The following is a 12,529-nucleotide window of genomic DNA, read 5'->3' as shown; positions in this document are numbered from 1 at the left end:
GTGGCACTGACCGGCGGATACGTCGGCGGCTGGTCCGGCGACACCTCGAAGCCGATCCGCACGCTCGTGACGATCCAGATCCCCACCGACCTCGTCCAGAGTCCATACGAGCCCTACACCCCGGAGGACGCCAAGGCCGTCCTTGACGCTGCCCTGGCCGCCGCGCTGGCGGCGCTGCCCGAGGACTTCAAGGTCGCGGTCGCGCGGCATACGGAGAACATCGAGACCGACGCCCTCTCGCGCCCGTAGCCCAGCCGCCCCGCCCCTCTCGCAAGGCCCCCGAGTGCACGACCTCGGGGGCCTTCCTCTTGCCCAGGAAGGACCCCCCGAGTGGCTATCACCTCCTACCCCTTCGACGACCAGTCCGTAAGCGAAGGCCAGTTCTCCTACCTGTTCCGTGAGCTTCAGTCCACGGGCGTGGCCGATCAAGTCGGAGGCGCCGGCTTCCGCGTCGTCGGCGACAGCTCCGGGATGCAGGTCAAGGCGAACCCCGGCTTCGCCCTGGTGCGCGGCTTCGCCGTGCAGTCGACGGACGTCGAGATTCTCCCCATCGACGCGGCCTCGACGAGCGTGCGCATCGACCGCGTCGTGCTGCGCCTGGACCCCGCCGCGAATACCATCACGCTCGCCGTCGTCAAGGGCTCGCCGGGCGGTGACGCGCCAGCCCTGACTCAGTCGGACACAGGTGTCTACGAGTTCCCGCTGGCCCAGGTCAAGGTCGCCATCGGCGCAGCCACGATCACCGCCACGGCCGTAACGGACGAGCGCCGCTTCACCGGCAACACGGTCGGCGGCTGGACCACGGCAACCCGGCCTGAGAACCCGCGGATCGGGCGACTCGGTCTGAACACGTCGACCGGCGCCTGGGAATACTGGACCGGCTCCGCGTGGGCCGACCTCGCCCCGGTCGTCACCTGGGCGTCGATCTCGGGCCGGCCGAACGACTTCGCCCCGGCCGCGCACACCCACCAGTGGACGGACATCACCAACAAGCCGTCCACCTTCGCACCCAGCGCGCATACGCACGCTTGGTCCGACGTGACCGGCACCCCGGCGACCTACCCACCAAGCTCACACTCCCACGACTGGAACTCGATCACCGGTAAGCCGTCCACGTTCGCGCCGGCCAGCCACTCGCACTCGTGGTCCTCGATCACCTCGAAGCCGTCCACGTTCGCACCCAGCTCGCACAGCCACTCCCAGTACGTGGAGTCGAGCGGCACGATCGCCTGGGCCAACGGCTCGAAGAAGCCTCACGCCAACTCGGCCAGCGGGTCCGGCACCTGGTACGCGGTCTGGGTCGAGGGCGACGGCACCTTCTGCCGCAACACGTCCTCGATCAAGTTCAAGGAGAACGTCCGCGACTACGCCGTGGACCCGGGCGACGTCCTGGCGCTGCGCCCGGTCGTCTACGACCGCAAGGACCAGGTCCGCGAGGACGGCACGGTCAAGGAGGGCCGCAAGGACGAGGTCGGCCTGATCGCCGAAGAGGTCGAGCGGCGCCTGCCCTGGCTCGTGAACTACCTGGACGGCGAGGTCGACGGCCTCCGCTATGACCTGCTGGGCGTCGCCCTGGTCCCGGTCGTGCAGCGCCAGGCCGCGCAGATCGAGGCACTGTCCGAGCGCCTCGTTGCGCTGGAGGCCAAGGCGTCATGACCACGTCCCTCGCACTCGACCCGAGCGTTCAGGTTGCCGCGGTGACGGCCGGCGGCACGGTGGCAGTGGCCTTGGTGGGCGTCGTCATCGAGCTACTGCGCCGCCAAGCCAGCGCCCTGAACGAAGTCCGCGAACACGCGGCCGAGGCGCGGGACCAGGTCGCCAACACCCACTCGACCAACCTTCGCGACGACCTGGACGCGGTGGCCCACCGCATCGACCGCGTTCTCGCACTCCAGGAACGGCATAGCGAGGACATCGCCGCCCTCCGCGCGGACATCGCCCACGAGCGCCGTGAGCGCCTGGCCGTGGCCGAACGACTCGACGACCACATGGCCACCAGCGCCGCCTGATCTTCCCCACCCACCCGAAGGCCCTGTCTCCCCACCGCGGGGGGCGGGGCCTTCGCCATGCCTGAAGGAGACACGCACCACCTTGACCGCGCACATCTACCCCGGCGCCGACCGCACCACCCAGTGGTTCCACTCGGCGTACGAGGGCGACACCATGCCGCACCCGAACGTCATCGTTCTGCATACCACCGAGGGCAGCTCCTGGCCGAGCTACTCGGGCGGAAGTGTCGCTCCGACCTTCACCGTCCACCCGGACGGCCGGGTCCGTCAGCACTTCTACGCCAACGAGTCCGCCCGCGCGCTGGTGAACGCGGCCGGCGGCGTGCAGACCAACACCCTGAACTGCGTGCAGATCGAGCTGATCGGCACCTGCGACAAGGGCGGGCCGGGCGTCTACTGGCCCAGCGCCACCGACGCCCAGCTCGCCGGCCTGGCCAAGCTCGTGAAGTGGCTGACCGCCACCTACCCGATCCCGCTGAAGTCGACCTCGAAGCCGTGGCTGGCCTACCCCAGCTCCTACGGCTCGAAGAACGGCCAGCGGATGAGCTTCTCCGAGTGGGAGAACTTCAACGGGATCGCGGGTCATCAGCACGTTCCGGAGAACGACCACGGTGACCCCGGCAACTTCCCCATCGCCCGCCTGATCAAGCTGGCCGGCGGTGCCTCGGCGCCGGCCCCGGCGACCAAGCCGGTCGTCGACCTGTCCAACGTGGTCGAGGCCGCGCGCAAGGACCCGAGCGCTGCGCAGGGCCACGCCACACACGCCGCGGATGTGAAGATCGTCGAGGCCGCCCTGAAGGCCGAGGGCCTGCTGAGTGCGGCCTACGCCTCGGACGGCTCTTTCGGTACGACCACGATCGCCGCGTACAAGAAGCTGCAGCAGAAGCTGGGTTACTCGGGCGCGGACGCGGACGGCATCCCCGGCCTGTCCAGCCTGAAGGCTCTGGGCGCCAAGCACGGCTTCACCGTCAAGGCGTGATCGCATGACCGACCACGCGAGGAGATACGACACCCCCGTGAAGAACCTGCTCCTGCCCGTCCTCCCGAACGCGCTGAAGCCGTACGCCAAGGCGATCATCGCCACCATCGGCGCGCTGGCCTACATCGCGGTGTACTTCTTCGGCCCAGACCAACCGGCCCTGGCCATCGTCGTCCCGGTGCTGACCACGCTCGGCGTGTACGTCCAGCCGAACGGGACAAGGCCCACCCGTGATGAGGTCTTCGGCTCGGTCTCGGACGCCGTAGACGAGTACCGCGAGGCCCACGACCGGGGCTGACCAGTTAACACAGACGCCCCCACTGACCTGTGCGGTCGGTGGGGGCGTTCTCGTCGTCTCAGTCCTGTGCCTGGCCCTGGCGGGCGGCCTTGGCAGCCTCGACCTCCGCCATGCTCGTGATCCTCGGGCGGCGACCGCCCCGCTTCTTCGGTGCCGGCTTCTCCTCCGCGCTGGCCGCAGTCTTCTTCGCGCTGGCCGCGGCCTTCTTCGCTCTGGGCGCGGCCTTCTTGGCGGGCGGCGACGGGGGAGTGAACTGCGTGGGCGGCGCGGACAGCGCGGGCTTGGCCGGCGTCGGCTCGATGCCCTCTTCCTTGACCGCCGCGATCAGTTCCTCCATCGGCGTCGGCTCGATGCCCTTCTTCTTGGCCGCCGCGATCAGTTCCACGATCGGCTGGGCGTCCGAGCTGCACAGGTCCAGCTTGTACGTCTCGCCGTCGACCATGATCAAGAAGGTCTTGGCGGGCATCTCCTTGTCCAGGTCGCAGGCGGTGACCTCGACTGTCATCTTCATCGTTTGCTCCTGATGGGTCGCGGCTGCACACTGAGTCTACCGAGTGTGCAAGGTTGACAAGATCACTTCAGTAGTGGGAGTGTAAGTACGACGACGGGCCGAGGGCTCGCAAACTTACACAACCTCAACGGAAAGCAGGAGGAGCCGATGCCGGCCAAGAAGATCCAGGACGAGGGCGAGGTCATCAGGTGGTTCGAGCAGGGGTGGACCTACGACGAGATGAGCGCGGAGTACCTGCGGAAGTACAACATCGAGATGAAGCCCTCTGCGTGGGGGAACTTCCGCTACCGCAAGGGGCTGGCGCGCCGCATCGCCCGCGATGACGTACTGATCCCCTGGGCGGTGAAGAAGGAACACCGCGCGCTGTATCCGCTGATGATGCTGCGCCTGGAGGGCCGTAAGCGTGCCGGCCTGTCGATAGACGAGGACAAGGTCAAGCGCCTGGAGTCGTGGCACCGGATGCTGAAGGAGGAGAACGCGGTCGTCCACTACGAGCCGGACACCGTCGAGGGCTTCTTCTACGTGCCGCGCGAGGCGGGTGACACGGACATCATCCGCGAACCCGCGAGGGCGACGACCCTTCGCCGCAACGCTGACAAGCGCGACTGACGCTTACCTTTTTCTCATGTGCAGACCCCCTTCTTCGGAGGGGGTCTTTTGCATGTCTGCCCAGGTCACAGGCTTACATGTCGCATACACAGGCTTCGGTAGGTTTTAAAGCAACTCACACGGTTGCCCGCTTGACACGCTCCGAAACGCAGTGAAATAGTCCGGGAACCGATCAGTCACACTTACACACCTTGGGGGTGGGATCGTTGCTGCGTGTCCTTGAGCAGGCCAACCTCGTCGCCGACGAAGGTCGCATCAGGGTCTACATCGATGCCGAAGAAGAAGACTTCCGCCTCGTCACGGACGCCGATGGCCATGACACCAAGATCATGAAGGATCTGCTCGACTTCCTGGAGGTGTTCGGCCTGGAGCTGGTCGACGACTTCGAGTACGACCCCGAATTCGACGACGAGGGCAACGTCGTCATGTACCTGTGCGAGACCGACCCGAAGGACGTGAGCGCGTGAGCCTGAACCTGATGGAGATCCCGAGTAAGCCCGCGCACCCGAACCACTCGGTACCGCGGGACGGTTGGGGCCGGCCGATCGTCGTCCCCAGGGCTGGCGGTCAACCGAAGGGCTACACCCGCACCACGACGTTCATCGACTGCATCGAGGACAAGAGCGCCCTGATCGACTGGGGTAAGCGCATGGTCCTGGTCGGGGCTGCGAAGCGGGCGGACCTGGTGGGCAAGGCCCGGCTCCTGGACCCAGAGAACCCGGACGACAAGAAGCGCCTGAACGAGCTGGCCGTGCAGGCGACGGACGCCTCGGGCGCCAACAGCAAGCGGGAGAAGGGCACCCACCTTCACGGCCTCTCCGAGCTGGTGGACGCTGGTCGGCCGCTGCCCGCCGGCCTCTCCGCGCGAGACGTCGAGGACATGGCGGCCTACCTCTTGGAGACGTCCCCACTGACGGTGAAAGCCGTGGAACAGTTCGTCGTGGTCGACGAGCTGGGGGTCGCCGGCACCTTCGACCGCATGGCCGAGTACGACGGGCCCGGCCCGGACGGCGAGCCGATCTCGGGCAACTTCATCTGCGACCTGAAGACGGGCTCCGTGGACTACGGCGGCCTGAAGATGGCTGCTCAGCTCGCCTGCTACTCGCGCGGGGTGAAGTACGACTTCGCACGCTTCCCGGTGGACGCCCAGGACAAGGCCGCGGTCGCTTCCTTCAAGAAGCGTGTGATAGACGTGCATGATGCGGCAGCGGCCTACAGCCCGCTGCCGCCGGTCTCTCAGGACTGGGGCATCATCATCCACCTGCCGGCGGGTAAGGGGGAGTGCGCGCTGTACTGGGTCGACCTGAACCTCGGATGGGAAGCTGCTGAGCTGGCGCTTCGCGTCCGGGAGCTGCGCTCGAAAGGGCGCAAGGCGATGAAGCAGTTCGTGATGCGGGGCACAGGAGAAGGCCCAGCTCCAGCCGCGTAAGGTGTGATAGACTGACTAAATCGTCACGAGAGAGGAACTCAACCGAGTGAGTGAAGCCAGGGGCATCACCGTCACGATCAAGTACGGCAAGTCCTATGAGGACACGTGGGCCGTCTTCAAGGGGAGCGCGGGAGACGTCCGGCAGGACATCCTCGACTTCTTCGGGATCGAAAGTGATAGTGTGACCGGCCTGACGCTATCAGATGTCGTCACCAACGCTACGCAGATCGCTCACGGCAAGGGTTTGATCGCGACGCAGCTCGGGGCGACGGTCATCGCGCAGGAGCCGGCCGCGACGCCGGCCAAGTCGCAGGGCGACCCTTGGGCCAGCGTGGGCGCCACCAACCAGCCGGTCACCGTCGCCGACCAGGCACCGGCTGCCTCGCCCGAGCAGGACAAGAACGCTTGGATCTTGCGTGAGATCGAGAGCAAGGCCACCCGCGCCGAGCTGAAGAAGTTGTGGGCCGGGAACCAGTCCTTCTTCGCCGACCCGGCCGTGATGACCGCCTACAAGGCCAAGGGCAAGGCGCTCGCCGCGTGAAGCCCTCCAGGGGCGAGAACTTCGCCGCGACCCTCGTCCTGCTGATCGGCGTGGTCGCGAGCGTCTGGGTCTGGACGTCCGCACCGTGCGGCGTCTGGTCCTTCAGCAAGGTCGGCGAGATGCCGGCCCGCTGCCTCACCAAGTAACTGAGCACCGTTCATCGAACATAGGAGTACCAACACAGTGGCTCTCAACCTCATCGACATCCCGGTCCAGGCCGGCGGCTGGTTCAAGCCGGCGGACCTCTTCGGCTCGGTCGCCTTCCTGATCGAGGTCCACTCCTTCGAGCACCAGCGCCCCACCCCGAACGGCCCGAAGGACTCTGTCCTCGCGGACGTCACCGTCTTCCGCGATCAGGCCCAGCTCAACGCCGGCACCCCGGAGATCACCAAGGGCACGCGGATCGAGCAGACGATCCTCGCCCGCGACCTCCAGACCATCGTCGGCGGCGCGACCATCGTGACCCTCGACCAGATCCCCGCGAAGAAGCCGGGCCAGCGGCCGGCGTGGGTGTGGCGCCCCCTCAACGACGCGGACGCCCGGACCAAGGTCATCGCGTACGCCAACGCGCGGGAGGCCGCCGCGGAGGCGGCTGTGGACGGCGCCCCCGACTTCGACTGATCCTAGTGTGTAAGTAAGACAAGGTTGATGGTCGAAAGGGGGTCGATGCCGGGGCGGAGCGCCCCGAGGAAGGAGGGCTCGGTGAGACCGAGCTGGGATGAGTGGGCGCTGGGCCTCGCAGAGGCCGTGTCCACGCGAGCCGACTGCACGCGCGCCCAGGTGGGCGCCGTGATCCTGAGCCGCAAGCACCGCGTGATCGGACTCGGCTACAACGGTCTGCCGCCGGGCCTGCCCGGCTGCGCGAGCGCCGGTAACTGCCCCCGCGGCCTGCTCTCCGTCGAGGAGTGTCAGCGGGATTCCAACTACGCGAACTGCGCCGCGACGCACGCCGAGCGCAACGCGATCGAAGACGTCCTGGACAAGGGCATCCCGCCTTACGAGCTACAGGCCGCGACCCTGTACGCCACCCGCCGGCCATGCCCGGCCTGCAACACGCTCATCGCTTCCGCCGGCATCCGGCGGGTCGTCGTTCTGGGAGAGGAGAACGGTCCCAAGTGCTCACCCCTGGTAGGTCTTTGGCACTCCATGCAGAGTCGGGTCGCGAACTTCCCCGAGTAGAGGCGTTCGAGGATTTGTACGCCGCCGGGGTCCGGCCCCGGCACGGCGAAGTCGTCATGGTCGCCGGACGAAGCGGCACACAGAAGTCGGGTTTCGCCCTGTTCTGGGTGGCGCAGATGAACCTGCCCACGCTGTACTTCAGCGCCGACATGTCCGCCTTCACCGCGTCATCGCGTCTCGCGTCGATGGCGACGAGGGACACCACGGAGATGGTCGAGGCCGGCATGGCGGAGGGCGGGAAGTACCGGCAGGGGTACATCGACGCGCTGGCGGACAGCCAGATCACCTTCTCCTTCGGCAGCCCGATCGCGTGGCGGCAGATCGATGAGGAGATCGAGGCGTACATCGAGCTGTGGAACGCGTACCCGCAGGTCGTGGTGTTCGACAACCTCATGGACTTCGAGAACGCCGAGTCGGACTACACCGAGCAGATGGCCGTCATGCAGGGCTGCACGGAGCTGGCCCGCGACACCGGGGCGACCGTCATCATCTTGCACCACGCGAGTGACAAGGCGTGGGAGGCGAAGACGCAGCCGTGGAACCCGCCGAGCCGCGACCAGGTCAAGGGTGGCTTGAGCGAGAAGCCCGAACTGGCCCTGTCCGTCGCGCTGGACCCCACATCGATGGCGTACCACGTGGCGTGTATCAAGCAGCGCATGGGCCCGTGCGATCCGACCGCGCAGCGCTACACGACCATGATCTGCGAGCCCGAGTACACGCGCTTCCGGCGGGCGGAGAAGCGCGTGGTGGTCACGGCACAGACGGCCAAGTCGCAAGAGGTCTGGTCGCCGACGAAGTTCGCCGTAGGAGCATGAAAGGGTGTGATAGAGTGACCGACCTTGCAGCGAGGAACCGGCGCAACAAGCGCAAGGGTGCTGACTGGGAGGCCGCCCTGCGGGACGGCTTCCGTGAGCAGCAGTACGACATCGAGCGACTGCACCTCAACGGCGCCGACGACGAGGGAGACCTGGTCATCCGGATGGCCAGCGGCGCGTTTGTCGTGATCGAGGCCAAGAACGCCAAGTTCGAGCCGTCGACCTTCGTTCGCCAGATGGAGACCGAGGTCGAGAACTTCCGCAAGAACCGCAGGCTCGACGCCGAGCTGGTGTCCGGCGTCGTCATCGTCAAGCGGCCCCGCGTGAGCTGGCGCAAGGCGTACGTCCTGACCACGGTCGAGCGGTACTTCGGCCTGGGGGACGCGCAGTGATCGGCTTCATGGGCCTGGGTGTGGACGCCGACGAGGCGTTCGACGCGGCCGAGGCGTTCTTCGCCTACATCGAGGACCCCGACTCGGACCTGGCCTTGGTCCTCAGCGTCGAGGAGGCGTACGGGGTGGTGCTGTGAGGTACCGGCGGATCGGCGAGGCCGACCACGACGCGGGAGACGAGGGCAAGCCCACGCTCGATTCCGTGATGGAGCACTACGAGCTGGACTTCAACTCGGAGCGCAACACGGGGATGGCGCACTGCCCGCTGCACGAGGACAACACCCCGTCGATGTCCTACAAGCTCGACACCGGCCTGTGGAAGTGCCACTCGTGCGGGCAGGGCGGGGACAGCTACACGATGATCATGTTGAAGGAGGAGACCGATTTCCGAGGAGCACGAGCCCTTGCGGCCACTCTCGGCCTCCCAGAGGGAGATGCTGGAAGAGGCAACCCAGGGGTACGAAGGAGCGCTTACGGCGGAGGCCGCACAGTGGCTGCACGCAAGGGGGATCGGCAAGGGGGAAGCTCTTTCCGCCCGACTTGGCGTCGTCGCTGATCCTTTCCCCGGCCACGCCCGATACCGGGGGATGCTCGCCATCCCCTACCTGGACAAGGACGGCAAGCCGCTCACGATCCGGTTCCGCTGCCTCCAGGAGCACAACCACCGGGACTTCTTCCACGGTAAGTACAACACGATCAAGGACGACATCCCGCGCATGTACGGGATCGACGCCATCCATCGGGCCGGCGACGCGATCCACGTCACCGAGGGCGAGCTGGACGCCCGGATACTGCGCAAAGTCGGGCTGCACGCGGTAGGCGCCCCCGGCGCGAACATGTGGCAGGGCCGCCACCGCCGGATGCTGGCCGGCTTCTCCCGCGTGTGGGTGTGGGGAGACCCGGACGAGGCCGGCGCGGAGTTCACCGCGAAGATCACCCGGCAGCTCCGCTCCGCCAAGGCCGCACGGCTGCGCGTGGGCGACGTGACCGATACCTACCTGGCAGGCGGCGCGGAAGCGCTTCTATCCCTGATCGACGAAGGAGTGTGTTAGTGGGACTCACTGACGAGATGGCGACCGAGAAGCCCAAGCGCGCTCCGCGCAAGGCCGACCCACTGGCCAAGCTCTTGACCGAGCTGCGGGACGAGATGGGCGCCGCGGCCGCCACCTTCACCGCGATACCGGCCTACCGCAGGCTGCCGCACGACGGGCGGGCCTCGGCCTGGGACCGCGAGTACGCCAGGACCGGCGCACTGGACGCCCTGATCCTCTCGCTCGCCTTCGAGGTCGGCGCGAGGCCCGCGGCCGAGCTGCGGTACGCGCTGCTCCAGCTCGCCGCCAACGCCATGACCGCGATCAACACCCTGGATGGTGCGAAGTGAACGACGAGCAGCCCGAGTTCCTGGACCCGGAGGCGTGGGACGAGTTCGAGATCCTCGACGTCGAGCCCGTGGTCGACCACTACGGCGGCGTGAGGCGCGCGGCGTCCATCGTTGGCGACCTGCGCAAGGCGCTGCGAGAGGAGGGCTTCACGCGCGAGGAGACCTTCGCCCTGGTCAGCGTGTACTGGGCCAGCGAGATGGGTCTGACGCTGTGAGCCTGCCCGGAAAGCCGGGCCCCACGCTGGAGGCCATACACGCCGCTCTCGCGGACGACGAGAGGGCGGCCCTGGTCCAGTCCCTCGTCGAGTCCCCGACGCCGGCGGAGGCGATCTCAGCCGTCCTCGCGGCCAACGGCTACGCCGTCTCCGCATCCACGATCCGCACATACAGGCGCGCACTGCGCAGAGAGGGGGTGACTAGTGTCTGACCTGGTGGAAGCGCTGCTCGCCAAGCCGACCGCCCCGCCGGTCGCCGGCCGGAAGGCCAACCCGGAGAGGGACTTCACCCGACAGATCGAGATCAGCGGGGACAGCGCGGACGTCACGGTCCGCGGTGAGACCTTCGAGGCCAACGAGTCGGAGGCCGTGGCCGTCCTGGAGCGGCAGGGACTGGACCCGGCCGACTGGACGGTGACCGGCTTCCGCTCCTCGGAGTGGACGATGGCCGGCGGGGACACCGGCATCTCGACCCGGTTCTCCTTCAAGCGGGCCGAGTGTGTAAGTGTGACGGAACGTGAGCCGATCGACGAGTTGCTGGAGGTCATCGAGCGGCACGCCATCAGCGCCGAGCCCACCGAGCTGCCCGGCGACCACACGTTCATCGTCGCCCTGGGCGACACCCAGTTCGGCAAGGTCGACGGGGACGGCGTCGAGGGCACCTTGGCCCGCGCGATCGACTGCCTGAACGCAGCCGCCGACCGCTTGGCCTGGTACCGCGAGCGCTTCGCTATCGAGCACGCGCACATCGCGTGGTTGGGCGACCATATCGAGGGCTTCGTCTCACAGGGCGGCGCGAACTCCTGGCGCACCGGCCTAACGCTGACCGAGCAGATCCGCCTCGACCGGCGGGTGAAGCTACACGCGCTGCTCACCTTCGCGCCGCTGGTCAACCGCCTGACGATGGCGGCCGTGCCCGGCAACCACGACCAAGCCGTAAGGATCAACGGCAAGGGCGTGACCCGCTACGACGACAGCCACGACGTGGAGTCGCTCATCGCGGTCAAGGACGCGGTCGACCTCAACCCCGACAAGTTCGGTCACGTCGAGTTCTACGTCCCGGACTCCGATGAACTGACCGTCGTCGTCGAGTGCTCGGGCTCGGTCGTCGCCCACGCTCACGGCCACCAGTGGCGCACCGGCAAGCACTTCGACTGGTGGAAGGGCCAGGCGTTCAACAAGGACTCCGCCATGCACCAGGCGGACGTCCTGCTCGCCGGCCACCTGCACCACGAGCTGATCGAGGCGGACGGCCCGCGGACCTTCATCCAGGTGCCGGCCCTCGAATCCGAGTCCACCTGGTGGCGGCACGCCAAGGGCCCGACCGGGGCGCCGGGCCTGATCGTCGCCGTGACCAAGGACGGGCGCGTACCCGTGAAGGAGGTCGTCAGCCAGTGAACCTGATCGAGATCACCAACGCCTACGACACTGTCGAGCAGGCGTATGCCGACTGGTCCGTGCTGGAGGACTCGGAGGTCGTGAAGGTCGTCGAGCGGGCTGCCCGCCACATGGCCGACAAGTACGCCAGCTCGGTCACGATCGAGCGTGAGGACGCCCGTCAGGAGGGGCTGATCCTGGTGGCCACGAACCCCCGGCTGCGCGAGTGCCTGAACAACCCCGACGTTGGGCTCGGCGTCCTCCACCACCGGCTCGTGCAGCTCCTGACCACGCGCGTGCGCACGGAGGCCAAGCACCGCTCGGGCCACTCGTCCTTCGAGGTGCTGGCGGGTGCGTCCTGATGGCCAACTACCAGCGCGCGGACGTCGAGCGGGTCCTGCCGTACCTGTTCGACGACGAGGCGGCCTATGGGATCAAGGCCGAGGTCTACGTCGAGGACGGGATGCCCAAGGGCTACAGCGACCCGTCCAAGGGGAACAGCGTGTTCGCTTCGCTCGCCGACGTACGGCGGGCCTGGCAGCAGGCCGACCTTTCCCTGGTCGAGCGCCAGGCCGTCTTCATGCGGTACGTGCTCGACGACCAGCTCCAGGTGATCGCCAGCCTGTACGACGTGAAGGCGTCGACCGCGATGCGGCGGCACGAGCGGGGCGTCGGGAAGCTCACGGCCTGGCTGAACGGCGAGCGGTACGTGGACGGCTACGACTGCCTTCCGGAGCAGGAAGCCGCGTAACGAGCGAGGGCCGGGGCGGGCGTAACGGTCCGCCCCCTCGCCG

At 67.5% G+C, this 12,529-nt stretch carries 23 protein-coding genes; 22 read left to right on the top strand and 1 reads right to left on the bottom strand.

Translation table 11 applies throughout. From position 1 onward, the window contains the following. The 5 genes from NX794_RS07590 (at position 1) to NX794_RS07570 (ending at position 3,286) form a co-directional block, all read left to right on the top strand. A complete protein-coding gene (locus tag NX794_RS07590; protein ID WP_258777461.1) occupies positions 1-249 on the top strand; it encodes a hypothetical protein in 249 nt (82 codons plus the stop codon). Between the two features lie 81 nt (positions 250-330). After that, positions 331-1,656 (top strand): tail fiber domain-containing protein, encoded by a 1,326-nt coding sequence (locus NX794_RS07585; protein WP_258777460.1) that lies wholly within the window; start codon positions 331-333, stop codon positions 1,654-1,656. Then, complete coding sequence (locus NX794_RS07580; RefSeq protein ID WP_258777459.1) at positions 1,653-2,009, top strand: DUF2746 domain-containing protein; 357 nt, start codon at positions 1,653-1,655, stop codon at positions 2,007-2,009. The genes NX794_RS07585 and NX794_RS07580 overlap by 4 nt, the downstream gene beginning before the upstream one ends. A gap of 82 nt (positions 2,010-2,091) precedes the next feature. Then, complete coding sequence (locus NX794_RS07575; protein WP_258777458.1) at positions 2,092-2,988, top strand: N-acetylmuramoyl-L-alanine amidase; 897 nt, start codon at positions 2,092-2,094, stop codon at positions 2,986-2,988. 4 nt (positions 2,989-2,992) lie between these two features. Next, positions 2,993-3,286: a DUF7439 family protein gene (locus NX794_RS07570; RefSeq protein WP_258777457.1), complete on the top strand. Its 294-nt coding sequence runs from the start codon at positions 2,993-2,995 to the stop codon at positions 3,284-3,286. Between the two features lie 58 nt (positions 3,287-3,344). On the opposite strand, the gene NX794_RS07565 is transcribed toward NX794_RS07570, so the two are convergent. Beyond that, a complete protein-coding gene (locus tag NX794_RS07565) occupies positions 3,345-3,797 on the bottom strand; it encodes a hypothetical protein (RefSeq protein ID WP_258777456.1) in 453 nt (150 codons plus the stop codon). Positions 3,798-3,944: 147 nt separating this feature from the next. Here NX794_RS07565 and NX794_RS07560 point away from each other — a divergent pair, with 147 nt between their 5' ends. The 17 genes from NX794_RS07560 to NX794_RS07480 all read left to right on the top strand — a co-directional run bounded on the left by NX794_RS07560 (position 3,945) and on the right by NX794_RS07480 (position 12,486). Then, positions 3,945-4,406: a hypothetical protein gene (locus tag NX794_RS07560; protein WP_258777455.1), complete on the top strand. Its 462-nt coding sequence runs from the start codon at positions 3,945-3,947 to the stop codon at positions 4,404-4,406. Between the two features lie 206 nt (positions 4,407-4,612). After that, positions 4,613-4,873 (top strand): hypothetical protein, encoded by a 261-nt coding sequence (locus NX794_RS07555; RefSeq protein ID WP_258777454.1) that lies wholly within the window; start codon positions 4,613-4,615, stop codon positions 4,871-4,873. Beyond that, on the top strand, positions 4,870-5,835 hold the full coding sequence (locus tag NX794_RS07550) for a hypothetical protein (protein WP_258777452.1): 966 nt from the start codon (positions 4,870-4,872) through the stop codon (positions 5,833-5,835). The genes NX794_RS07555 and NX794_RS07550 overlap by 4 nt, the downstream gene beginning before the upstream one ends. 46 nt (positions 5,836-5,881) lie before the next feature. Beyond that, complete coding sequence (locus tag NX794_RS07545; RefSeq protein WP_258777451.1) at positions 5,882-6,376, top strand: hypothetical protein; 495 nt, start codon at positions 5,882-5,884, stop codon at positions 6,374-6,376. After that, entirely contained in the window at positions 6,373-6,522 is a 150-nt protein-coding gene (locus NX794_RS07540; RefSeq protein ID WP_258777450.1) for a hypothetical protein, read from the top strand. The genes NX794_RS07545 and NX794_RS07540 overlap by 4 nt, the downstream gene beginning before the upstream one ends. A gap of 37 nt (positions 6,523-6,559) precedes the next feature. Further along, positions 6,560-6,997 carry a hypothetical protein gene (locus NX794_RS07535; RefSeq protein ID WP_258777449.1) on the top strand — a complete coding sequence of 146 codons (438 nt, stop codon included), beginning with the start codon at positions 6,560-6,562 and terminating at the stop codon, positions 6,995-6,997. Between the two features lie 81 nt (positions 6,998-7,078). Continuing rightward, positions 7,079-7,555: a deoxycytidylate deaminase gene (locus tag NX794_RS07530; protein WP_258777448.1), complete on the top strand. Its 477-nt coding sequence runs from the start codon at positions 7,079-7,081 to the stop codon at positions 7,553-7,555. After that, positions 7,492-8,370: an AAA family ATPase gene (locus NX794_RS07525; protein ID WP_258777447.1), complete on the top strand. Its 879-nt coding sequence runs from the start codon at positions 7,492-7,494 to the stop codon at positions 8,368-8,370. The genes NX794_RS07530 and NX794_RS07525 overlap by 64 nt, the downstream gene beginning before the upstream one ends. 14 nt (positions 8,371-8,384) lie before the next feature. Further along, on the top strand, positions 8,385-8,762 hold the full coding sequence (locus NX794_RS07520) for a hypothetical protein (protein WP_258777446.1): 378 nt from the start codon (positions 8,385-8,387) through the stop codon (positions 8,760-8,762). Beyond that, positions 8,759-8,899: a DUF7215 family protein gene (locus tag NX794_RS07515; protein ID WP_258777445.1), complete on the top strand. Its 141-nt coding sequence runs from the start codon at positions 8,759-8,761 to the stop codon at positions 8,897-8,899. The genes NX794_RS07520 and NX794_RS07515 overlap by 4 nt, the downstream gene beginning before the upstream one ends. A 68-nt stretch (positions 8,900-8,967) precedes the next feature. Beyond that, positions 8,968-9,318 (top strand): CHC2 zinc finger domain-containing protein, encoded by a 351-nt coding sequence (locus NX794_RS07510; protein WP_309505971.1) that lies wholly within the window; start codon positions 8,968-8,970, stop codon positions 9,316-9,318. 31 nt (positions 9,319-9,349) lie between these two features. After that, positions 9,350-9,814, top strand: a complete 465-nt coding sequence (locus NX794_RS07505) for a toprim domain-containing protein (RefSeq protein WP_258777444.1) — start codon at positions 9,350-9,352, stop codon at positions 9,812-9,814. Next, the gene (locus tag NX794_RS07500) at positions 9,814-10,143 is read left to right on the top strand and encodes a hypothetical protein (protein ID WP_258777443.1); all 330 of its coding nucleotides are present in this window, start codon (positions 9,814-9,816) and stop codon (positions 10,141-10,143) included. The genes NX794_RS07505 and NX794_RS07500 overlap by 1 nt, the downstream gene beginning before the upstream one ends. Beyond that, positions 10,140-10,358 carry a DUF7187 family protein gene (locus NX794_RS07495; protein ID WP_258777442.1) on the top strand — a complete coding sequence of 73 codons (219 nt, stop codon included), beginning with the start codon at positions 10,140-10,142 and terminating at the stop codon, positions 10,356-10,358. The genes NX794_RS07500 and NX794_RS07495 overlap by 4 nt, the downstream gene beginning before the upstream one ends. 204 nt (positions 10,359-10,562) lie before the next feature. Beyond that, positions 10,563-11,756 (top strand): hypothetical protein, encoded by a 1,194-nt coding sequence (locus tag NX794_RS07490; protein WP_258777441.1) that lies wholly within the window; start codon positions 10,563-10,565, stop codon positions 11,754-11,756. Beyond that, positions 11,753-12,097, top strand: coding sequence for a hypothetical protein (locus NX794_RS07485; protein WP_258777440.1), 345 nt, complete (start codon positions 11,753-11,755; stop codon positions 12,095-12,097). Before NX794_RS07490 ends, NX794_RS07485 begins: the two co-directional genes overlap by 4 nt. Beyond that, positions 12,097-12,486 carry a hypothetical protein gene (locus tag NX794_RS07480; RefSeq protein ID WP_258777439.1) on the top strand — a complete coding sequence of 130 codons (390 nt, stop codon included), beginning with the start codon at positions 12,097-12,099 and terminating at the stop codon, positions 12,484-12,486. The genes NX794_RS07485 and NX794_RS07480 overlap by 1 nt, the downstream gene beginning before the upstream one ends. Positions 12,487-12,529: the final 43 nt, after the last annotated feature.

The organism is Streptomyces pyxinicus, assembly GCF_024753135.1.
In the GTDB taxonomy this organism is placed as follows: Bacteria; Actinomycetota; Actinomycetes; order Streptomycetales; family Streptomycetaceae; genus Streptomyces; species Streptomyces pyxinicus.
Note: the sequence above shows the minus strand (reverse complement) of the source record. Positions and strands in the feature narration are given on the sequence as shown.

Excerpts from the sequence above, each read along its gene's own strand:
- NX794_RS07580 (WP_258777459.1), top strand. The coding sequence starts at position 1,653 with ATGACCACGTCCCTCGCACTCGACCCGAGCGTTCAGGTTGCCGCGGTG.
- NX794_RS07570 (WP_258777457.1), top strand. The coding sequence starts at position 2,993 with ATGACCGACCACGCGAGGAGATACGACACCCCCGTGAAGAACCTGCTC.
- NX794_RS07565 (WP_258777456.1), bottom strand. The coding sequence starts at position 3,797 with ATGAAGATGACAGTCGAGGTCACCGCCTGCGACCTGGACAAGGAGATG.
- NX794_RS07560 (WP_258777455.1), top strand. The coding sequence starts at position 3,945 with ATGCCGGCCAAGAAGATCCAGGACGAGGGCGAGGTCATCAGGTGGTTC.
- NX794_RS07510 (WP_309505971.1), top strand. The coding sequence starts at position 8,968 with ATGGAGCACTACGAGCTGGACTTCAACTCGGAGCGCAACACGGGGATG.
- NX794_RS07505 (WP_258777444.1), top strand. The coding sequence starts at position 9,350 with ATGCTCGCCATCCCCTACCTGGACAAGGACGGCAAGCCGCTCACGATC.
- NX794_RS07480 (WP_258777439.1), top strand. The coding sequence starts at position 12,097 with ATGGCCAACTACCAGCGCGCGGACGTCGAGCGGGTCCTGCCGTACCTG.